The organism is Pseudochrobactrum sp. XF203 (genome assembly GCF_020341615.1).
Taxonomy (GTDB): Bacteria; Pseudomonadota; Alphaproteobacteria; order Rhizobiales; family Rhizobiaceae; genus Pseudochrobactrum; species Pseudochrobactrum saccharolyticum.
Map to the genome: position 1 here is coordinate 2,302,622 of NZ_CP084392.1, position 21,527 is coordinate 2,324,148.

General features: G+C 52.2%; 19 protein-coding genes and 1 pseudogene. 12 read left to right on the plus strand and 8 right to left on the minus strand.

The window, feature by feature from the left end:
• Window positions 1-352: 352 nt before the first annotated feature.
• A complete protein-coding gene (locus LDL70_RS10510; RefSeq protein WP_022710141.1) occupies window positions 353-646 on the minus strand; it encodes an accessory factor UbiK family protein in 294 nt (97 codons plus the stop codon).
• 415 nt (window positions 647-1,061) lie between these two features.
• Between LDL70_RS10510 and lgt the strand changes: the two genes are divergently transcribed.
• The 7 genes from lgt to LDL70_RS10545 all read left to right on the plus strand — a co-directional run bounded on the left by lgt (window position 1,062) and on the right by LDL70_RS10545 (window position 7,748).
• Entirely contained in the window at window positions 1,062-1,904 is an 843-nt protein-coding gene (gene lgt, locus LDL70_RS10515) for a prolipoprotein diacylglyceryl transferase (protein WP_213598524.1), read from the plus strand.
• Between the two features lie 3 nt (window positions 1,905-1,907).
• The gene (locus tag LDL70_RS10520) at window positions 1,908-3,008 is read left to right on the plus strand and encodes a class I SAM-dependent methyltransferase (RefSeq protein ID WP_225685010.1); all 1,101 of its coding nucleotides are present in this window, start codon (window positions 1,908-1,910) and stop codon (window positions 3,006-3,008) included.
• A 25-nt stretch (window positions 3,009-3,033) separates the two neighbouring features.
• Window positions 3,034-3,813 carry a peptidoglycan editing factor PgeF gene (pgeF, locus tag LDL70_RS10525; RefSeq protein WP_221720512.1) on the plus strand — a complete coding sequence of 260 codons (780 nt, stop codon included), beginning with the start codon at window positions 3,034-3,036 and terminating at the stop codon, window positions 3,811-3,813.
• A 90-nt stretch (window positions 3,814-3,903) separates the two neighbouring features.
• Window positions 3,904-5,055 (plus strand): Xaa-Pro peptidase family protein, encoded by a 1,152-nt coding sequence (locus LDL70_RS10530; RefSeq protein WP_075656377.1) that lies wholly within the window; start codon window positions 3,904-3,906, stop codon window positions 5,053-5,055.
• 135 nt (window positions 5,056-5,190) lie between these two features.
• Window positions 5,191-5,691 carry a hypothetical protein gene (locus LDL70_RS10535; protein ID WP_225685011.1) on the plus strand — a complete coding sequence of 167 codons (501 nt, stop codon included), beginning with the start codon at window positions 5,191-5,193 and terminating at the stop codon, window positions 5,689-5,691.
• A gap of 395 nt (window positions 5,692-6,086) precedes the next feature.
• Complete coding sequence (locus tag LDL70_RS10540) at window positions 6,087-7,019, plus strand: ribose-phosphate pyrophosphokinase (RefSeq protein WP_075656032.1); 933 nt, start codon at window positions 6,087-6,089, stop codon at window positions 7,017-7,019.
• A 108-nt stretch (window positions 7,020-7,127) separates the two neighbouring features.
• Complete coding sequence (locus tag LDL70_RS10545) at window positions 7,128-7,748, plus strand: glutathione S-transferase family protein (protein ID WP_225685012.1); 621 nt, start codon at window positions 7,128-7,130, stop codon at window positions 7,746-7,748.
• Here the strand turns inward: LDL70_RS10545 and LDL70_RS10550 are convergent, their stop codons facing one another.
• Window positions 7,749-9,263, minus strand: a complete 1,515-nt coding sequence (locus LDL70_RS10550) for an ATP-binding protein (RefSeq protein ID WP_116087823.1) — start codon at window positions 9,261-9,263, stop codon at window positions 7,749-7,751.
• A 373-nt stretch (window positions 9,264-9,636) separates the two neighbouring features.
• Between LDL70_RS10550 and rplY the strand changes: the two are divergent.
• The 5 genes and pseudogenes from rplY to LDL70_RS10575 form a co-directional block, all read left to right on the plus strand.
• Window positions 9,637-9,930: pseudogene (gene rplY, locus LDL70_RS10555) on the plus strand (50S ribosomal protein L25); the annotation flags it as partial.
• Window positions 9,931-10,054: 124 nt separating this feature from the next.
• Window positions 10,055-10,795 carry an aminoacyl-tRNA hydrolase gene (gene pth, locus LDL70_RS10560; RefSeq protein WP_225685013.1) on the plus strand — a complete coding sequence of 247 codons (741 nt, stop codon included), beginning with the start codon at window positions 10,055-10,057 and terminating at the stop codon, window positions 10,793-10,795.
• 195 nt (window positions 10,796-10,990) lie between these two features.
• Complete coding sequence (ychF, locus tag LDL70_RS10565) at window positions 10,991-12,094, plus strand: redox-regulated ATPase YchF (RefSeq protein WP_116087826.1); 1,104 nt, start codon at window positions 10,991-10,993, stop codon at window positions 12,092-12,094.
• A gap of 175 nt (window positions 12,095-12,269) precedes the next feature.
• Window positions 12,270-12,731, plus strand: coding sequence for a MaoC family dehydratase (locus tag LDL70_RS10570; RefSeq protein ID WP_083647048.1), 462 nt, complete (start codon window positions 12,270-12,272; stop codon window positions 12,729-12,731).
• Between the two features lie 2 nt (window positions 12,732-12,733).
• Window positions 12,734-13,219 carry a MaoC family dehydratase gene (locus LDL70_RS10575; protein ID WP_225688497.1) on the plus strand — a complete coding sequence of 162 codons (486 nt, stop codon included), beginning with the start codon at window positions 12,734-12,736 and terminating at the stop codon, window positions 13,217-13,219.
• Window positions 13,220-13,402: 183 nt separating this feature from the next.
• On the opposite strand, the gene LDL70_RS10580 is transcribed toward LDL70_RS10575, so the two are convergent.
• The 6 genes from LDL70_RS10580 to LDL70_RS10605 form a co-directional block, all read right to left on the minus strand.
• The gene (locus LDL70_RS10580; protein ID WP_022710126.1) at window positions 13,403-13,948 is read right to left on the minus strand and encodes an adenine phosphoribosyltransferase; all 546 of its coding nucleotides are present in this window, start codon (window positions 13,946-13,948) and stop codon (window positions 13,403-13,405) included.
• A gap of 203 nt (window positions 13,949-14,151) precedes the next feature.
• A complete protein-coding gene (locus LDL70_RS10585; RefSeq protein WP_022710125.1) occupies window positions 14,152-15,012 on the minus strand; it encodes a cytochrome c1 in 861 nt (286 codons plus the stop codon).
• A gap of 29 nt (window positions 15,013-15,041) precedes the next feature.
• Window positions 15,042-16,319: a cytochrome b N-terminal domain-containing protein gene (locus LDL70_RS10590; RefSeq protein ID WP_022710124.1), complete on the minus strand. Its 1,278-nt coding sequence runs from the start codon at window positions 16,317-16,319 to the stop codon at window positions 15,042-15,044.
• A 20-nt stretch (window positions 16,320-16,339) separates the two neighbouring features.
• The gene (petA, locus tag LDL70_RS10595) at window positions 16,340-16,903 is read right to left on the minus strand and encodes a ubiquinol-cytochrome c reductase iron-sulfur subunit (RefSeq protein WP_028233437.1); all 564 of its coding nucleotides are present in this window, start codon (window positions 16,901-16,903) and stop codon (window positions 16,340-16,342) included.
• Between the two features lie 581 nt (window positions 16,904-17,484).
• Window positions 17,485-19,362, minus strand: coding sequence for an ABC transporter ATP-binding protein (locus LDL70_RS10600; RefSeq protein WP_225685014.1), 1,878 nt, complete (start codon window positions 19,360-19,362; stop codon window positions 17,485-17,487).
• Between the two features lie 212 nt (window positions 19,363-19,574).
• Entirely contained in the window at window positions 19,575-21,443 is a 1,869-nt protein-coding gene (locus tag LDL70_RS10605) for an ABC transporter ATP-binding protein (RefSeq protein WP_225685015.1), read from the minus strand.
• Window positions 21,444-21,527 lie beyond the last annotated feature (84 nt).

The window sequence follows — 21,527 nt, forward strand, 5'->3', positions numbered from 1 at the left end:
CTGGTTAATAGGCCGAGACAAATGTTGCCAAACGCTGCAACCCCGCCTCCAACACACGCGCAAACACATGACTGTTACACTGACGCATCAACCGGATCTGTGCGGCTGAACTTATTGTCCTGCCGCTCCCCGCTTCTGCCATGCTTCATGACTCAATTACGAATCATGCAGTGTTTTCAGTCTATTGATGCTGAGTCAGAGTACCAGTCCTTTTTGTCAAAACTCTAAGAAACCATGTGGAAAGAACAAACGGCGCCCGAGTGGGCGCCGCTGTAACCGATTCTGGAATAAGGGCTTTTAGGCATTCGCCCCTGTGAATAAAAAGTTAAAAAATCTTTGAGATTTTTAGACCTTAAGCGCCTTTTTTCGCTGGTTTTTCTGCCAGTGCTGCTTCGATTTTAGCAATACGCTCTTCCAGCTCGGCAATTTTAACAGTCAGGGCACTGTTTTCGGTGCGGGTTTTGACCGCCATTTCACGCATAGCTTCAAAATCTTCACGCTGCACAACATCCAAAGTGTTGAGCAATTTTTCACCCTGAGAGCGCATTGCTGTCTCGACTTCACGACGCACGCCCTGCGCGGCACCCGCAGCATCAGTGACGAGTTTTGCGAGTTCATCAAGAACTTTACCGGTTGCATTACTCATTGGATCACCTCTTTTTAGCCGCCACAGGCGGAAATAAACTTCTGCTTCTGAGATAAGCCCGCATTATATCGTATGCAAGACTTAAACAGTCTTACTTTGTCAGACATTTAAGTTCGGCTTAAGGCGAGTGGATTGAATTTGACGTTTGCCCCCGACCGACATCAATGTTGTTTCAAACGTCAAATTCGAAAATCTACTCTTTTCATATAATTGCCAGTGGTCATTTCAATACCGACATTTGCTCAGCATCTACATCCACGGGATGCAAATGCCGGTATCAGACCACTGGAACCCGAATAAAGCCATAAAAGCAACGGACTTTTATCCTGAACAAAAATTCGCTATGCCTCATCAACAACAGTACAAACCAGTGCTGGAACACATGATAGCAGACGCAGCCATAACGGAGTGAAGAATGACCGAACCGCAGATCATGATGGCTGCACTGCCCTTCCCGAATATTGATCCTGTGCTGTTTTCCATAGGGCCGCTCTCCGTGCATTGGTATGGTATCGGCTATGTCATCGGCATTCTGTTTGCGTGGTGGTATGGCAAGAAACTCGTAAACACAGCGCGTCTGTGGCCGAATAATAATGCGCCGATGGATCCGCTGGCTCTGGACGATTTTGTACTCTGGGCAGCGCTCGGTGTCGTAATCGGCGGACGTCTCGGTTACGTGCTGTTTTATAATTTTGGTTTTTACATCAGTAACCCGCTGGAAATACCGGCCGTCTGGGACGGCGGCATGTCTTTCCACGGCGGCATTCTCGGCACGACCGTTGCGATGATCCTGTTTGCCCGCAAGCGCGGCATTCCTGTCTGGAGTATGTTCGACACAATCGCCGCCGGTGTGCCGATCGGCCTTGGCGTCGTGCGCATTGCCAATTTCATCAATTCAGAACTCTGGGGTCGTGTCAGCGATGTTTCATGGGCGGTCTATTTCCCGAATGGCGGCCCGCTGCCACGCCACCCGAGCCAGCTTTATGAAGCAGCGCTCGAAGGTTTTGTATTGTTCTGCGTACTCGCTCTGCTGATCTGGAAGGGCAATAAACTCAAAGCTCCGGGTTTCATCGCCGGAGCCTTTGTCGCCGGTTATGGCTTATCACGTATTCTGGTGGAATTCTTCCGCGAGCCGGACGCACAGCTCGGCTATCTCGTCGGCGGCTGGATGACCATGGGCATGGTTCTGTCTGTTCCGATGGTACTGCTTGGTGTCTGGGCAATGTGGCGCGGAAACCGCGCTGCGGCAAAGGCATAAACAATGGCAGAAACGACAATCCCCGCCGCAGACAAGCTGAAACAGCGTCTGATCCGCTTGATTACCAATGGCGGGCCGATCAGCGTGGCAGATTATATGGCTTTCTGCCTCGCCGATCATGACGGCGGCTATTACATGACCCGTGAACCGTTCGGGGCGAAAGGTGACTTCATCACCGCGCCGGAAGTCAGCCAGATGTTTGGTGAACTGATCGGCATTTGGGTCGTCAGCCATTGGGAAGCTCTGGGCAAACCGGAAAACTGCACCATTTGCGAAATTGGCGGTGGTCGCGGCACTTTGATGAGCGACCTGCTGCGCGCGGCTGGCAAACTGGCACCGGACCTGCTGCGTAGCGCCCATATTGCAATGGTGGAAACCAGCGACCGGCTGACAGGTGTGCAAAAGAAAAAGCTTGAAGGTGCCGCCCCTCACATGGCTTGGTATAAAAGCTTCGGGGAAATCCCGCAAAACACGCTGATCCTCGTCGCCAATGAATTGTTCGACGCGCTGCCCGATCATCAATATGTCAAACATGAAGGTCGCTTTGTTGAGCGCATGGTAGCGACCTGTAATGAGGCAGCGCCGGAACTTTGCTTCACTACCGGAACCGGCGGCATTGCCCCTGCCCTTCTGCCTCAAGGTCATGAAGCAGCACCGGAAGGTACAATTTTCGAGGCCTCGCCGGCACGTTCTGCGCTGATGCAGCAAGTCAGCGAACATATCCGCAAGCACAAAGGCGCGGCTTTGCTGATTGACTATGGCTCTCATGAAGCCGGTTTCGGCGACACCTTGCAGGCACTCTATCAGCATGCCTATCAGGATGTGTTCATCGCTCCCGGTCAGGCCGATATTACTACACATGTGGATTTCGCTGCTCTCGCGCAAATTGCTTCCGGCCTCGGCTGCACGACAAAAGCTGAAGAACAGGGCGATTTCCTGCTGAGAATGGGGCTGCTCAGCCGTGCCGGTCAGCTTGGTGCCGGTAAATCTGCCAGCGTGCAGGAGCAAATCCGTGATGATGTCGAGCGACTGGCGGCACCAAACCAGATGGGCAGCCTCTTTAAAGTCTTAAGCGTCACTTATCCCGACCTGAAAACAATCTGATATTTCATTTTCCAGAGAGACTATCATGACCAATATGCCTGATCCGATCCGCTCTCCTTTGCTCGAAACCAATGACCGCATCGCGCATGGGTTTTTCACCCGTCTCGGCGGCGTATCTTCCGGCATTTATGACAGCCTCAATGTCGGTGCAGGCTCTAAAGATGATCCTGATGCTGTTGCAGAAAACCGCCGTCGCGTAGCGGCCTATTTCGACCTGCAGCCAGAAGACCTGCAAACCCTCTATCAGGTGCATTCACCAACCGTTCTGACCATCACTGAAGCCCTGCCTTCGCCACGCCCGCAGGCCGATGCGATGGTGACCAATGTGCCGGGACTGATTCTGGGGGCATTGAGCGCCGATTGTGGTCCTGTACTGTTTTGTGAACCGGAAGCGGGCATTATCGGCTCCGCACATGCCGGTTGGCGCGGTGCCTTGGCCGGTGTTCTGGAAAACACCGTGGAAGCCATGGTTAATCTGGGCGGTGAAAGGTCAAAAATCCGCGCAGTTCTGGGGCCATGCATCGGTCAGGACAATTATGAAGTCGGCGCTGAATTCGTTGCGGAATTCACTGCCCGCGATCAGACTTATGAACAATATTTCCGCCCATCGAGCGATCCGGCGCGTAAAATGTTTGATCTTTGGAGCTTTATCGTTGATCGTCTGTCAGCCTGCGGTATCCAGACAGCGTCTCTTGATCTCTGTACCTATGCCGATGAAGCGCGGTTTTTCTCTTATCGCCGCACCACCCATCGCAAGGAACCGGATTACGGACGCCAGATCGCCGCTATTGCCATCCGGAAGTAAGCGCTTCCGGTTCTGAAAACATGCATGATCCTGCCGGACTGCTCGCAGAGCGGTAACCGGCACGGTCGTTTGTTCAATGCGGAGATAATTATGGCACTTCACTTTGCACCGGAAGAATTTGCGGCACGCCGTGACCGGCTGATGCTCTGCATGGCTGAGAACAAGCTTGATGCATTGCTGCTGTTTTCTCAGGAAAGCATGTATTGGCTGACCGGCTACGACACTTTCGGCTTCTGTTTTTTCCAGTGTCTGGTCGTCAAGCAGGACGGCAGCATGGTACTGATGACGCGCTCCGCCGATCTGCGTCAGGCGCGCCACACTTCTACGATTGAACATATCGTGCAATGGACAGATCGCGAAAACGCCAATCCTGCGATTGATCTGCGCAATCTGCTCAATGACATGGATCTGCTTGGTGCCCGCATCGGTGTCGAATATCAAACCCACGGGCTGACCGCCGCCAATGGCCGCAAACTGGATGAGCAGCTGAACAGCTTTGCCAAAGTCATCGATGCTTCCGGCATGGTTGACCGTCTGCGTCTGCTGAAAAGCCCTGCGGAAGCCGATTATGCCCGCAAGGCCGCAGCTCTGAGCGATGCGATTTATGATGCTGCACTTGATCAGACGCGCAAGAATGCCAATGAGGCGAATATTCTTGCCGCGATGATGGAAGCCAATTTCCTCGGCGACGGTGACTTTCCGGCCAATGAATATATTATCGGCTCCGGCCCTGATGCTCTTCTCTGCCGTTATAAATCCGGCCGCAGGCAGCTGCACAAAAATGACCAGCTGACCCTTGAATGGTCCGGCGTCTACCGCCATTACCACGCGCCGATGATGCGCACAGTACTGACCGGTAAAGCAACCAAGCGTCATGAGGAACTGTATCAGGCAGCACATGAAGCCTTGATGGCTGTGGAAGCCGCCCTCACCCCTGCCTCGACATTCGGCGATGTTTTTGAAGCCCATGCCAAGGCACTGGAAGCGCATTCGCTGACGCGGCACCGCCTCAATGCCTGCGGTTATTCCGTGGGTGCACGTTTCACGCCGTCATGGATGGATCCGCAGATGTTCTATGCGGGCAATGCTGAGCGCATCGAGCCTGATATGACGCTGTTTGCCCATATGATTATTATGGATTCTGAAACCAATACGGCCATGACTTTAGGCCAGACCTATCTGACCACCAACGGCCCTGCCGAAAGCCTGTCGAAAAGCAGTCTTGACCTGGTGATTATTTAACAGGAACTGAAGCCGATGCCGGTTAATTTATCTGCCTCTGTTGATGCTTCTTTAAAACGGAAAGCAACACTGCCGTTGCCTTTTAAATCCTCCGCAACAGTACCGTTGCTTTTTAAGTCTTCCGCAACATTACCGTTGCTGGTATCAGCCCTTCTGCTGGCTGGTTGCTCCTCGCAGACGACCAGTGAGAAAAGCGCGGCGCTTGCCCCGCTGACCTCTGATTTTGGTCAGCCCGCACAGGCTGCTCAGGCGCCTTTGAATATGGCCAAGGTGCGTAATTACAAACTCTATATTGCACCGATCATCGGCGCACCGCTGGAGATTGTGACACCGCTCTCATTGCGTTTTGACACAATCATAAAAACGCAATCCATCACTCTCGCCTCGAATATGGAAACCGAAGCCGATTATATTCTCAAAGGCTATCTGTCCAACCTCACCGAGAATAATCAGACTTCTGTGCTTTATGTCTGGGATGTCATGGATAAGCAGGGCAATCGCGTCCATCGCCTGCAAGGTCAGGAGAAAGTCTCGGGCAAAAACGGCTGGTCGTCTGTTCCTGCGACTGTGATGGGTAAAATTGCCGATGATACGCTGGCGGACTATTTCCGCTGGGTCTCGGCCAACGCTCAGTAAACAGCTTCAATCGCAATCAAACATCAGGTGAGACTCAGTTTCACCTGATCCTGCCCGTCATGTTAAGTCTGTTCTCAGAAACTTCACACAAACGTGTCTTTTTGGCCTATAGAGAGCATGAAAATGCAGCTTTTGTGAAATATCGGGGCATTAATGCTGCCCTGCGGCTTTTGTACCCTTGCAATACTGGCCAAGCTTTGTAAAAGGCCGCTCATCCAGCCAGTGTTGTATGAAGAAATGATGCATAGCTGCTGAAGTGAAATTCTATGAGACGGACGGGTTTAAAACCCAGAACTCTCACAATCAAACCCGGATACAGGGAATCCGCGCATGACCAATGCAAAATGCATTCAAGGTTTATGCGCTAGGCAAACCAGCGCCAGAGGCAAAAAAGCATGAAACTTTTCGCGGGCAACTCCAATCGTGTCCTAGCAGAATCCGTCGCAAAACATCTGAATATTCCGCTCGGCAAAGCCGTTGTGAAGCGTTTTGCCGATCAGGAAATCTTCGTGGAAATTCAGGAAAATGTGCGTGGTGAGGACGTTTTCGTTCTGCAGTCCACCTCTTATCCGACCAATGACCACCTGATGGAACTGCTGATCATGATCGATGCATTCCGTCGTTCTTCAGCGCGCCGCATCACTGCAGTGCTGCCTTATTACGGCTATGCCCGTCAGGATCGTAAACCAGGCCCGCGTACACCGATTTCCGCCAAGCTGGTTGCCAATCTTATCACTGAAGCCGGTGCAAACCGCGTTCTGACCCTTGATCTTCATGCCGGTCAGATTCAGGGCTTCTTCGATATCCCGACCGATAATCTCTATGCTGTTCCGGTTATCGCCCGCGATGTTAAAGCCAATTACGACACATCCAATGTGATGGTGGTTTCGCCTGACGTTGGTGGTGTGGTACGCGCCCGCTCGCTGGCGAAGCGCATTGATGCGCAGCTGGCAATCGTTGACAAACGCCGTGACCGTCCGGGTGAATCGGAAGTTATGAATGTCATCGGTGATGTGACCGGCAAAGACTGCCTGCTGTTTGACGATATCGTTGATTCCGGCGGCACACTCTGCAATGCGGCTGAAGCTCTGCTGGCCAAAGGTGCAACCAGCGTTACCGCCTATATCACCCATGGTGTTCTCTCCGGCGGCGCGATTGCCCGTATCACCAATTCGAAGCTGAAAGAGCTGGTTATCACCGATTCCATCCAGCCAACCGCTGCAATTGATCAGGCACACAATATCCGCGTTCTGTCGATCTCCGGTCTGATCGGTGAAGCGATTGCCCGTACCGCTGCGGAAGAATCCGTATCCAGCCTGTTTGATTAAAAACTGCTGGTTATCTGAATTGAAAAAGCCGGATCACTGATCCGGCTTTTTTGTTTTCTTCTTCACAAAGACAGTGCATTCTTTCTCTCAAACGGAGGAGAATGCATCATGTCAGATCCCATACTCTATACGAATCCGATGTCGCGCGGACGTATTGCCCGCTGGATGCTGGAAGAAACCGGCTCTCACTACACTACACAGATCGTCCCTTTCGGTCCGGTTATGAAAGATGCGGAATACCGGTCGATCAATCCGATGGGCAAAGTACCGGCATTGCAGCATAACGATCATATCATCACCGAAACAGCTGCGATCATCGCCTATCTGGCTGATGTTTTTCCGGATGCCAAACTGGCGCCAACCGCAGACGAGCGGGCAAAATATTATCGCTGGCTGTTTTTCGGCGCAGGACCTGTGGAAGCGGCTGTCAGCAACCATGCCAGCGGCTTTAATCCGACAGAAGAACAGGGCCGGTTTATCGGCTATGGCTCCTATGAAACTGTTATGGATGTGCTGGATCAGGCGCTGTCAGAAACGCCTTACATTACCGGCGACCGCTTTACCGCAGCCGATGTCTATGTCGGTGCGCAAGTGAATTTCGGTCTGGGGTTCAATACAATTGAAAAACGCCCGAGCTTTATCGCTTACAGCCAGAGACTGCTGGAACGCCCTGCCCTGCAACGGGCAACAGCGCTCGATGATGCCGATATGGCGAAAATGAAAACCTGATTATTCCGCAGCCTCGGCGCTGTCCGCGCTTTCATCCGGCCCGTTCGGATCACCGGCTGCGGTTTCACAACCCATATCGGGAAATGCAACAATACGCATGCCTTTGAAGTCATTTCGCACAACCAGCAGGCCGCGCTCTTCAAAATAAGTCAGCAGACGACGGGCGCGGCTGGTGGAGTGACTGCCATAGGCACGTGCCAATGTGGCATCGGACGGGCATGGCGCCCCTTTGACCGCAGCCTGCGCCACAATCAGGAATACACCCTGCACATCATCGGTCAGGCTTTCTGACAATTGCAGTGCAGTCTGCCATTTCTCATCATCAATCAGCTCATCCCCGCCGCTGGCCTGCGCCACAGCAAGACGACGGCGGAACGCCGGTAACGCCAACGGCTCCCCCGGCACACGATGAATACGGCAGCGCACCAGAAAATCCTGATACAGTACTGCCACAGTGCGATAGGCGGCTTCCGGATCTTCGATGATCTCGGTCATCACCTTATCGAGCAGCTCTTCACGCTCGGCTTCCACCAAGCCCGGAAACAGCGGCTCATCCGGCACTTCGGCTTCCGGCTTGGCTTTCACAACCTGCTCCAGAATTTCTGCAATCGGGCGCGGCGGTGGTGGCGGTGGTGGCGGACGGCGCACAATCATCTTCGCTTCAGCCGCACTTGGCGTAAAAATCAGATCAGCCGCATCAACCGGAGAATCCGGCAATGGCATTAGTTTCGGGCTGGATGAGCGCGCAGAAGTTTCCACCTTGCCGATTTTCACCGGCAGCGGACGGCGCGACAAAGCAGGCCCCAGCGCCACAAAATGGCCGCGCTGCAAATCACGGAACTGTTCTGCCTGACGGCGATCCATACCCAGCAGATCGGCCGCTCGCGCCATATCAATATCAAGGAATGTACGCCCCATCAGAAAGTTGGAAGCTTCAGCCGCCACGTTTTTGGCAAGCTTTGCCAGACGCTGCGTGGCAATCACACCGGCCAATCCGCGCTTACGGCCACGGCACATCAGGTTGGTCATAGCGCTCAGTGAAATTTTACGCGCTTCATCGGAGACTTCACCACCGACAGAAGGCGCAAAAAGCTGTGCTTCATCGACAACCACCAGCATCGGATACCAGTAATCACGGTCAGCATCGAACATGCCATTGAGAAATGCCGCAGCGGCTTTCATCTGCTGGTCAATATCCAGGCCTTCGAGATTAACCACCACAGACACACGGTGCTGGCGGATACGCTGGGCAATACGGGTCAGTTCAGCCTCGGTACGTGCAGCATCAACCACCACATGGCCGTAAACATCGGCCAGCGTGACAAAATCACCTTCAGGATCAATGATGCACTGCTGCACCCACGGTGCGCTCTGCTCCAGCAAGCGGCGCAGCAGATAGGATTTACCGGAACCGGAATTACCCTGAACCAGCAGACGTGTGGCCAGAAGCTCTTCGAGATCGAGCATAGCCGCGGTGCCGTTCGTTGTGGCTCCCATGTCGATGCCGACCTTCATATGACCTCCTGAAATACACGTGAAAAAACACCCTGATGAACGGGTGTGATAAAATAAGATTCGGGATATGGAACTTGTCTATCAGCTATGTATCATAACACCAAGCCACGAAGCGCGCGCATTTAGCACGGCTGCTGCGGAATACACAGCGACAAGCCATATAAGGTTCAAAAATGCCTGTCTTGTGCACAAAAACTTGCACTTACGGGTTTTATCGCTTATGACAGCGCATCCGCGTAGACACCCTTGGAGGCAACGCGGAATGATATATCCGCATCATCGCTGTTTTTGCTGCGTATTTCGCGGATATATCATGTTTCGGAATCTCACCTGATTTTGCGGAACACTCCAAATTACTTGATAAGGAAAAGCCATGAGCGAAGTTAAAACTCTCAAGGCCGTAAAACGCGAACGGGCTGGTAAGGGGTCCTCCCGTGCACTTCGCGACAACGGTCAGATTCCAGCAGTCATCTATGGTGACAAGCAGCCTGCTATTTCGGTCGCTATCGACTATAAGACCATTTACTACCTGATCTATGGCGGCGGCTTCAAGTCTACCGTTTTCAACATTGATGTTGACGGCCAGACCATCAAAGTTCAGCCTAAAGACTACCAGATGGATCGCGTTAAAGACACGCCTCTGCACGTAGACTTCATCCGCGTAGCATAAATTTCGAGCCTTCCGGCTTCTGATTTATCAAACATCTCCGGTGCAAACCGGAGATGTTTTTGTTTGTGATACCAGCACAGCCTGATAAAACGCTTGCCATATCTAATTCTCGGAGACGACCATGCTGCTGATAACCGGCCTCGGCAATCCCGGTGCGCAATATGCGCGAAACCGTCACAATATCGGTTTTATGGCCGTGGATGAAATTCATTCCCGTCATCGCTTTTCGCCATGGTCGAAAAAGTTTCAGGGCCTGATTTCCGAAGGGATGATTGATGGTGAAAAGATACTGCTGCTCAAGCCGCAGACTTTTATGAACCTCTCCGGTCAGTCTGTCGGCGAAGCGATGCGCTTCTACAAACTGGCAATCAGTGACCTTGTTGTGATCTATGACGAGCTTGATCTGCCCCCTGCCAAATTGCGTGTCAAAGCCGGTGGCAGTGCCAATGGTCACAATGGTATCAAGTCCATCGACCAGCATATGCACGGGTTGCTGAACTCCAAGGAATATCGCCGTATGCGCCTTGGCATCGGCCATCCGGGTTCGAAAGATCTGGTGCATCATTATGTGCTGGGTGATTTTGCCAAAGCCGACAATGAATGGCTGGATCTGCTCTTTACCGGCATTGCTGACAATCTGTCCTATCTCGTCAAAAAAGACGATAACGGCTTTATGAATAAGCTGTCGCTTGTCATAGGCGGCAAGCAGGATGCCAAAGCGGAAGCACCGGTAAAAGCTGCGCCCAAAGCCCAGAGCCATATCCGTCAGGCACGGCAAAATAATACGATTGCCCCCAAAGTTCCGACAACCGGCCCTATGGCCGATATGCTGGCCAAACTCTTCGGCAAAAAAGACAGCTAATTTGATTTTTGGGTCACAGCCGCTAAATTTCAGCGGCTTTTTCACGTAATCCGTACCACCGCCCTTGACCTGTGCTTGCCCCATAGCGCATAGGCAATGGCAATATTCATTACGTTTCATGCTGAAGGATAAGGGCTGAACCGCGCCATTGCCGGTCGTTCTTAAAATTCGCACCAGACCGGATAAGGTTCTACCATGGGTTTCAAATGCGGTATCGTTGGCCTGCCGAATGTCGGCAAGTCCACCCTCTTCAACGCACTGACCAAAACAGCTGCCGCACAGGCTGCAAACTATCCTTTCTGCACCATTGAGCCGAATACCGGTGAAGTTGCAGTGCCGGACAGCCGTATGCGCCAGATCGCAGACATTGCCGGTTCAAAAGAACTGATCCCGACCCGTATCAACTTTGTTGATATTGCCGGTCTGGTACGCGGCGCTTCCAAGGGTGAAGGTCTGGGCAACCAGTTCCTCGCCAATATCCGTGAAGTCGACGCCATTGTTCATGTGCTGCGCTGCTTTGAAGACGATGACATCACCCATGTCGAAGGCCGTATTGATCCGGTCTCCGATGCGCAGACCGTTGAAACCGAACTGATGCTCTCCGATCTCGAAAGCCTTGAGCGCCGCATCGTCCAGATCCGCAAGCGCGCCACCGGCAAAGACAAAGAAGCAACAACCGTTCTGCCGATGATGGAAGAATCCCTGAAGCTGCTTCAGAATGGCGAGCCGGTTCGTATGCTGCTGAAAGGCATTGCACCGGACGATCTGCTGATCCTCAAAGGCCTGAACCTGCTGACTTCCAAGCCTGTGCTTTATGTCTGCAATGTTGCAGAAAGCGATGCAGCAAACGGCAACGAGCACACTGAAGCTGTCGCCAAAATGGCAAAAGAACAGGGTGCGGAAACTGTTATCATTTCCGCAGCGATTGAAGCGGAAGTTTCGCAGCTGCCGGATGAAGATGCACAGCTGTTCCTTGGTGAAATGGGTCTGGAAGAACCGGGTCTCGACCGTCTGATCCGTGCGGGCTACAGCCTGCTTGATCTGATTACTTATTTCACTGCCGGACCAAAAGAAACCCGTGCATGGACTGTGCATCGCGGTGCTAAAGCTCCGCAGGCAGCTGGTGTGATCCATACTGATTTTGAACGCGGCTTCATCCGCGCGCAGACTATCGCGTTTAATGACTACGTTACCTTTAAGGGTGAAGTCGGCGCCAAAGAAGCCGGTAAAGCCCGTGATGAAGGCAAGGAATATGTGGTGCAGGACGGCGATGTGATGCTGTTCAAATTCAACACCTGATTTTATATATCACCGAATTTAAAGCCCTGCTCTGCAGGGCTTTTTTGTATCTGTGTAATTTAACAAAACATCATTTGACGTTTACGTAAAAGATCATAGGATACAACACCGAAAACAAAGCAGCCACATACCACTATTGCATGGCAGCTTGTCATATAAACGGAGGAGAGTGCCGTTGAGCCAGCCCCATTTCACCTATAATGATTTTATCGTCGGCGACAGCCTGCAACTCGGCTCCAGGCTGGTGACTGCAGAAGAAGTCATTGCCTTTGCCAGCGAGTTTGACCCTCAGCCTTTTCATATGAGCGAAGAAGCAGGCAAAGCGTCAATTCTCGGCGGGCTTTCCGCTTCCGGCTGGCATACCTGTGCCATGCTGATGCGCATGATGGCTGACCGGTTTATCAGCAATTCCGACAGTCAGGGTGCACCCGGCGTGGAATATGTCAAATGGCTGAAACCTGTATTGGCCGGAGACACAATCAGCGCAACCACAACAGTTCTGGAAAAGCGTATCTCTCGCTCACAGCCTGCACTCGGCATCATCCGGCTGAACCACAAAATCACCAACCAGAATGACATTCCGGTTTGTGAAGCACAGGGTTCAATTTTCATGCGCGTAAATATTCAGGAGGCGTGATGATGGAAAAGACCAGCAAGCCATCCATTCTTGAAGAGAATATCGGCAAAACAGTTACCATCGGCTCTTATGAATTTACCGAGGCGAAGATTATCCGCTTTGCAGAAAAATATGACCCGCAGGTCTTTCATACTGATCCGGTTGCAGCCAAAGAAAGTTTCTTTGGCGCCCTCTGCGCCTCAGGCTGGCACACCACTGCGGTCTGGATGCGCCTGAATGTGCAATCCATGATTGGTATAATTAAAACCTGCATGGAGCGCGGAGAAACGCCGCCGGTTTTCGGCCCCTCACCCGGTTTTGAAAATCTGCGCTGGGAGCATCCGGTCTTTGCAGGTGATGTGATCGCTTATACAGCACAGATTACCGACATTCGCCCGCTGGCGACAAAACCGGGCTGGTCTATGCTCAATCACCACTCCACAGGTACAAACCAGCATGGCGAGCGTGTGATGCAATTTGACGGTGCCGCTCTGGTGAAGCTGCCCTGATCGTAAGCACATTAGAAATATAAAAAGCCTGCCTGATTGCTCAGGCAGGCTTTTTATTAGAGCGCCGTGCGCCCTATTGGGCGCTACACAAGGTCGCTCTAACACTTAAAAATGAGAGCATAATTTTTACCTAAACTGATCCAAGTTGAAGAAATTATGCTCTCATCTCACAGATAAGCAGACCTAATCGCCTTCAAATTCCAGCAAGGTGCGAACCTGCACACCAAGCTCTTCCAGCTTCTTGCGTCCGCCCAAATCAGGCAGATCGATAATGAAACAGGCAGCAACAATTTCAGCTTTCATCTGACGCAGCAGATTGACCGCAGCAACAGCTGTACCGCCGGTTGCGATCAGATCGTCAACGAGGATGACCCGTTCGCCCGGATGGATCGCATCGCTATGCATTTCCATTTCATCAAGGCCATATTCCAGACTATAGGCAATACGTACAGTCTCATAAGGCAGTTTGCCTTTTTTGCGGATCGGCACGAAACCGGCCGACAGCTGATGCGCCATTGCGCCACCGAGAATAAAGCCACGGGCTTCTACGCCGGCAATCTTGTCAGCTTTGCCACCAGCAAACGGAAATACCAGTTCATCAATCGCACGGCGGAAAGCCTGAGGATTGCCCATCAGTGTCGTTACATCGCGAAACATTACGCCCGGACGCGGATAGTCCGGAATTGTACGCAACGAAGCCTTCAGAAACTCTTTGGTTTCATCATTCATGGCAAATCCTCATTTGTAACTCTCTGGTTGGCTCTATCCGTTCAATCCTCTGTTGAAACAGATAATCGCCATCCGGCGTTATAGCGCTCTGTTTACCGGCTACGCACAGTAAGCAGATAAAACAGATCAAACTTCACATAAAAAAGGACGCCCTAAGCGCCCTTTTTCTTATTTATAGGATCACACGATCAGTGTGAAGCCAATTAGTGCTTAATACCCGCAAAAACACGACGTTTCGTTGCGTAAACAATTGCACCCAGCAACAGCAGGAACACGATAACGCGGAAACCGGTTTTCTTACGATCTTCCATATGCGGCTCAGCAGCCCACATCAGGAAGGCAGAAATATCGCGCGAATATTGTTCAACTGTTTCCGGCGAACCATCATCATAGGTCACCTGACCATCGCTGAGTGGCTTGGCCATAGCAAGCGACTTACCGGCGATAAAGGCAGGGTTATAATGCGTACCTTCCGGAATCTGCATACCTGCAGGCGGTGTTTCATCATAGCTGGTCAGCAGGGCATGAATATAATCAGGACCCGCTTCCGCATATTGTGTGAAAATATCAAACACAAATGTCGGGAAACCACGTTCAACACCACGCGCCTTGGCGATCAGCGAGAAATCCGGCGGGACTGCATTATTATTGGCAGCGGCCGCGGCTTCCGCATTCGCGAAAGGTGACGGGAAATAATCGCCCGGACGAGCTGCACGGGTGAACATTTCACCGTCAGCATTCGGGCCGTCCTGCACTTCATATTCCGCAGCAAAAGCTTTGATCTGGTCATCATTATAACCAAGATCGCTCAGCGTGCGGAACGGTACCAGTTTCATCGAATGACAAGCGGAGCAGACTTCCTTGTAGATTTTCAGGCCGCGCTGCAACTGTGCCTTGTCATAAGTGCCGAAAGGCCCTGCGAATGACCAGCTTTCCTGTGTCGGATGCTTGATCGGGTAATGTGCCGGTTCTGCTTCACTGCCCGCAGTCTCAGCCTGTACAGCGCCCAGTGTGAGCGCTGTGGCCAAACCGAAAGCAGCAAGACCGGTAAAGAACATTTTCATAACTGTACTCTTCCTATCTGGTGCTGCAATCAGGCTTTAGCATCTGCTTTTGCAACTTCATCATCCGAACCGAGAACCGCTTCAGTGATGGAGTTTGGTATACGCTTCGGCTTTTCAACCAAACCGAGTACCGGCAGAATGATGATAAAGAATGCGAAATAATACAGCGTGCCGATCTGTGCCATCAGGGTATAGACACCCTCAGCAGGACGGGAACCGAGCCAGCCGAGGAAAATCGCATTGGCGACAAATACCCAGAAGAACATCTTGAACCATGGACGATAAACCGCCGAACGTACCTTCGATGTATCAAGCCATGGCAGCACAAACAGGATAGCAATCGAACCAAACATCACCAGAACGCCGCCGAGCTTGGAGTCGATCGGGCCGATATTGAAGGTAATCGCACGCAGCATCGCATAGAACGGCAGGAAGTACCATTCAGGGACGATATGCGCAGGGGTTACCATCGCATTTGCTTCAATATAGTTATCCGGATGGCCAAGATAGTTCGGCATATAGAAGACGAAATAGGCGAAGAAGATGAAGAACACGACCGCGCCGAATGCGTCTTTAATCGTCGCATAAGGTGTGAACGGCAGTGTATCTGTCTTCGTTTTCACTTCAATACCGGTCGGGTTGGTCTGGCCGGTCACATGCAGTGCCCATACGTGCAGCACAACAACACCGGCAATCATGAACGGCAGAAGATAGTGCAGCGAGAAGAAGCGGTTCAGTGTCGGATTATCCACGGCAAAACCGCCAAGCAGCAGTTGCTGGATCGGTTCACCGATAATCGGAAACGCCGTAAAGAAGCCGGTGATAACGGTCGCACCCCAGAAGGACATCTGTCCCCATGGCAGCACATAGCCCATGAATGCGGTTGCCATCATCAGCAGGAAAATGACCACGCCGAGGATCCACAGCAGTTCGCGCGGAGCCTTATAGGAACCGTAATACATACCGCGGGCGATATGCAGGTAAACCGCAATAAAGAAGAAGGATGCACCATTAGAGTGCATATAACGCAGCAACCAGCCGGAATTGACATCACGCATGATCTTTTCAACCGAGCCGAAAGCCAGCTGGGTGGATGCTGCGTAATGCATAGCCAGCACAATACCGGTCAACAGCTGAGCAATCAGCATGAAGGCCAGAATGCCGCCGAATGTATACATATAGTTCAGGTTACGCGGAACCGGATAAGCAATAAACGAGTCATAGACGAGGCGCGGCAGAGGCAGCCTTGCGTCAACCCATTTTTCGATACCGGTCTTTGGCGTATATGAAGAGTGTCCGCCGCTCATAAAATTTCTCCTCAGACCACTCAACCGACTTTAATGACGGTATCGGAAATGAATGCAAATTCCGGAATGTGCATGTTTTCCGGTGCCGGACCGCTGCGGATACGGCCAGCCGTATCATAAGTCGAACCGTGGCACGGGCAGAACCATCCGCCGAATTCACCGGCTTCACCAAGCGGCACGCAACCCAGATGGGTGCAAACGCCGATCATGACGATCCAGTTTTCTTTGCCTTCACCGGCAGTGCGTTCCAGATCCGAAGCCGGTGCGTCTGCTGCCAGATTGGCATTACGCGCCAGAGGGTCCTTCAATGCAGACATCGGCGTGTTTTTGGCATCTTCGATTTCTTTAGCCGTACGGTTACGGATAAATACCGGCTTACCGCGCCATTTTACTGTCAGCGATCCGCCTTCCGCGAGGGACGAAACGTCCACTTCAATGGATGCCGCCGCAAGGGTTGAAGCATCCGGCCGCATCTGGTCGATAAATGGCCATGCCAAGCCGGCAGCACCGACTACGCCGGCCATTCCCGTCGCTATGTACAGAAAATCACGCCGTGTCGGCTCAGCTGTGTCGTGTGCGCTCACGTACCACTTCCTTTTTGACTTGCATGTTGAACTGTCCTCTGTTGTCCGCGAGCACATTCGTCCGTAATTATGTGACGTTTTGTGCTGAGAGCTGTAAGACCTGAAAACAGATACAAACCGGACATAACTCCCCCACCTTGTTCAAGGTTTAGGCATGATAAAAAAGCTTGTCCAGTCATCTGAGGCACTTACGGCACCATGTCGCAGGCATGGAAACCGGCAAAGTGAAGGCCGCACTATGGTCAAAAAACGGCTTTCCTCACCCGTATCAATGGCAAAGCACCTGTGACCATTTCGTGCAAAATCACACGGGGCAGAACAGGCAAACGGCCATTCCGTGCCTGTATAAAATTACCTGAGAACAGTTTTTAAAATAAAGCGGGGTCCTATCCGAACCGGTCAGGAAATCCGGTTTACTGATATGTAATATAAAATATGAGACGGCAGGCCGCAGATACAACAACCGCATAAAGAGTTACAAAAACGTCATAAAACACTGCATTTCCGTCATCAATCGGCATAAGAACTCTGTTTTGACCGATCACGCGCAAAGTTCACACGGGGAGAATTCTCCCCGCCATTCAGATTTCCTCATCGGCCTCACCAAGAAAGCCACCGGATTGACGCGCCCATAAACCGGCATAAATACCACCCGAAGCAATCAGTTCGCCATGTGTGCCGCTTTCGGCGATCCGGCCATGATCCAGCACAACCAGACGATCCAGCTGTGCAATTGTCGACAGGCGATGCGCAATAGCGATCACGGTTTTACCCGCCATCAGCCGCGTCAGATTTTCCTGAATGGCTGCCTCGACCTCTGAATCGAGAGCTGATGTGGCCTCATCAAGAATAAGAATCGGCGCATTTTTCAAAACGGCACGGGCAATACTGATTCTCTGCCGCTGTCCGCCAGACAATTTAACGCCGCGCTCGCCGACAAAAGCATCATAGGCTTTACGACCTTTGTAATCCTCCAACGCGCCGATAAATTCCTCAGCCTCGGCCTGACTGGCGGCAAAGCGCAGCTCCTCCTCAGATGCATCGGCTTTCGCCAGCATAATATTGTCCCGCAAAGAGCGGTGCAACAGTGCCGTCTCCTGACTGACCACCGCAAAAGCCGCACGCAATGAGCTTTGTGTCACATCGCGCACATCCTGCCCGTCAATGCGCACAGAGCCGGTATCGACATCATAGAGCCGCAGCATCAGATTAATCAGCGTGGTTTTACCGGCACCGGAATGACCGATCAGCCCGACACGCTCACCGCCGCGAATGGCAAGACTGATATCACTCAGCACACCGGCCTTCACCTTGTTTTCATTCTCGGAGCCATAACGGAAAGTCACATGCTCAATATCAATGGCACCAGAGGTCACCTGCAGCGGTTTGGCATCGCGTTTATCTTCCATGCCGAGCGGTGCAGAGATCAGCCGCATGGAGTTTTCAATCACACCATAGGAACGCAGCATACCGTTCATCTGCATCATCAAACGACCAAGCAGCATATTCAGACGCAGAACCAGACCAAGTGTGAAAGCCACCTCACCCACTGTCGCCTGACCTTTGGTCCACAGATCAATCGAGAATGCCGCAACCAGCACAATCATCAGGCTGGAAAGCGCAGTCATAGAAACGCGCATTCCTGTCAGCGTGCGCATGAAAGGCAGCATGGTCTTGATATAGCTGGCAAAGCCTGACCGCAGATAGGCCTGATCCATATCCGGCGTATTCAGCTTGATGGTCTGAATATTGGTATAGCTGTCGACGATACGGCCATTGATCAGCGAGCCGGCCTCAGCACTGGCCTCGGCCTGTTTACGCATGGTCGGCAGATAGAGGCGTGCGATCCACGCGAATAACACCATCCACACCACCACCAGTACCGCAAGCCGCCAGTCGAGCTGACCGAACAGCAGCAATGTTGTGATGCTGTAAATAATCATAAACCAGACAACCTGAATGAAACTGGTAATCAGATCACCGGCCGCCTGCCCTGCCTGCCAGACTTTGGTAGCGATACGGCCTGAAAAATCATTCTGGAAAAACGCATAGGACTGACGCAACACATAGGAATTGGCCTGCCAGCGGATCAGATTGTAAAATCCGGGCGTGATTGTCTGGTCATCCAGCAAGGAGCTGAGCGCGGTCATCAGCACCCGCACCACCAGCACGATAAACCCCATGGCCAGCAATTCATAACCGGCGCTGATATAAAGACCGTGCCAGCTACGCTCCATTGCACTCTGGTCAAGAATATCAACAATGCGTCCGGTAAAATAGAACAGGCCGGCTTCCAGAAGCGGCAGAATACCACCAACGATCAGAGCCAGCAGCAAAGGCCAGCGCGCCTGATAAATATAATGCCAGAGAAACCGCATTGTGGTTTGCGGCGGGCGTTTACCGTCGAAATCCTGCAACGGATCAATCCAATTTTCAAACAGACGGTAAATCATATTCATCGGGAAGGCCTTTCCGCAGCATCCCGCAATAATTACAGGCAGGAAGGCGCATGCAAACAGAATCGGCAAGCAAATTGCTGATGTTTTTAATATATAAAATAAAAAACTTTCCGTCCGCGATTAACGCCGGGCATCATATTTAAAGCCTGAAAACTGAACCGCCGCCGCTCTGGCAGAGCGGCGGCGGGTGTTTTTCTCTACTTGAACAGTGATTATTCAGCAGGCTCAGGCAGTACCTGTTTTTCTTCCTCATCATCAAAACCAAGGAACCCGCCGGACTGACGTGCCCAAAGCGAAGCATAAATGCCGCCCTGCGCAATCAGCTCTTCATGGGTGCCGTCTTCGATAATGCGTCCCTGATCCATGACGATCAGACGATCAAGCGCGGCAATGGTCGACAGACGATGGGCAATGGCAATCACAGTCTTGCCTTCCATCAGCCTGTACAGGCTGTCCTGAATTGCCGCCTCCACTTCGGAATCGAGCGCAGATGTCGCTTCATCCAGAATGAGGATCGGCGCATCCTTCAAGATCACACGGGCAATGGCCACACGCTGGCGCTGACCACCGGACATTTTCACACCACGTTCACCGACATGCGCGTCAAAGCCCTGACGGCCTTTCGGGTCAGTCAGATGCGGCAGGAACTGATCGGCCTGCGCCTGTGCAACCGCTTCCAGCATCATTTCATCCGTTGCATCAGGACGGCCATAGCCGACATTATCCCTGACGGAACGATGCAGCAGCGAGGTATCCTGCGTCACCATACCAATATTGGCGCGCAGGCTGTCCTGTGTGACTTTGCAAATGTCCTGACCGTCGATCAGGATTTTACCCTGTTCCAGATCGTAGAAACGCAGCAGCAGATTGACCAGTGTGGACTTACCCGCACCGGAACGGCCGACAAGACCAACCTTCTCACCCGGACGGATATTCAGCGACAGATCATTGATGATGCCTTTGCCCTTGCCATAGTGGAAACCGATGCGATCAAAGGTGATCTCACCGGAACGCACATGCAGCGGCTTTGCACCTTCATGGTCAATCACTTTGCGCGGCTGCGCGATCGAACGCATACCGTCTTCCACTGTGCCGATATTTTCGAACAGTGCCGACATTTCCCACATGATCCACTGGGACATACCGTTCAGACGCAAACACAGGGCAATACCGATGGCCACCGCACCTACAGAAGCAACATTGTCCATCCACAGCATGATACCCAATGCACCGACTGAGAACAGCAGCAAAGAGTTCATGAAATAGAGTGAACCGAAGAACTGCGTCACCATACGCATCTGGCGGTTTACTGTACCCTGAAACTGCTCAAGACTGTCACGGACATACCCTTCCTCGCGCTGTGTGTGCGAGAACAGTTTGACCGTGGCAATATTGGTATAGCTGTCAACGATACGGCCGGTCATCTCGGAGCGGGCATCGGCCTGTGCTTCGGAGATCACCCGCAGGCGCGGAATGAAATAGCGAAGCAGACCGACATAGGCCAGCAGCCAGACAATGAACGGGATCATCAGGCGCCAGTCAGCCGTGGCTGCGATGAAAATTGTACCGGTAAAATAGACCGCTACATAGACCATCACATCCGCAAGTTTGATCACCGTTTCACGCACAGCCAGTGCTGTCTGCATCAGCTTGGTGGAGATACGTCCGGCAAATTCATCCTGAAAGAATGTCATCGACTGACGGATCAGATAACGGTGCATCAGCCAGCGTATCCGCATCGGGAAATTCCCGATCAGTGTCTGGTGCAGAACCAGAGATTGCAGCAAAACAATCAATGGCAAAATCACCAGAACAACGCCGCCGATCAGCGCCAGTTTCCAGCCCTCCTGCTGCAGGAAGGTTTCACGATTATGCTCACTCAGCCAGTCCACGACATTGCCGAGAAAAGCAAACAGCGACACTTCAAAGATTGCGATCAGCGCTGTCAGAAAGGCCATCACAATAATCCAGCCCCACGCGCCGCGGCTGTAATACATACAGAATTTGAACAAGCCCTTCGGCGGTTGTTCAAGCGGAACATCCGGATAGGCGTTCAGCTTCTTTTCGAACCAACGAAACATTTTCGACCTCAAATACGGGCTATCCCGTGCGAAAACCAATTCCCCCGCATCATTTTCGTAAAACGAATACGGCAGGGGGCAGTT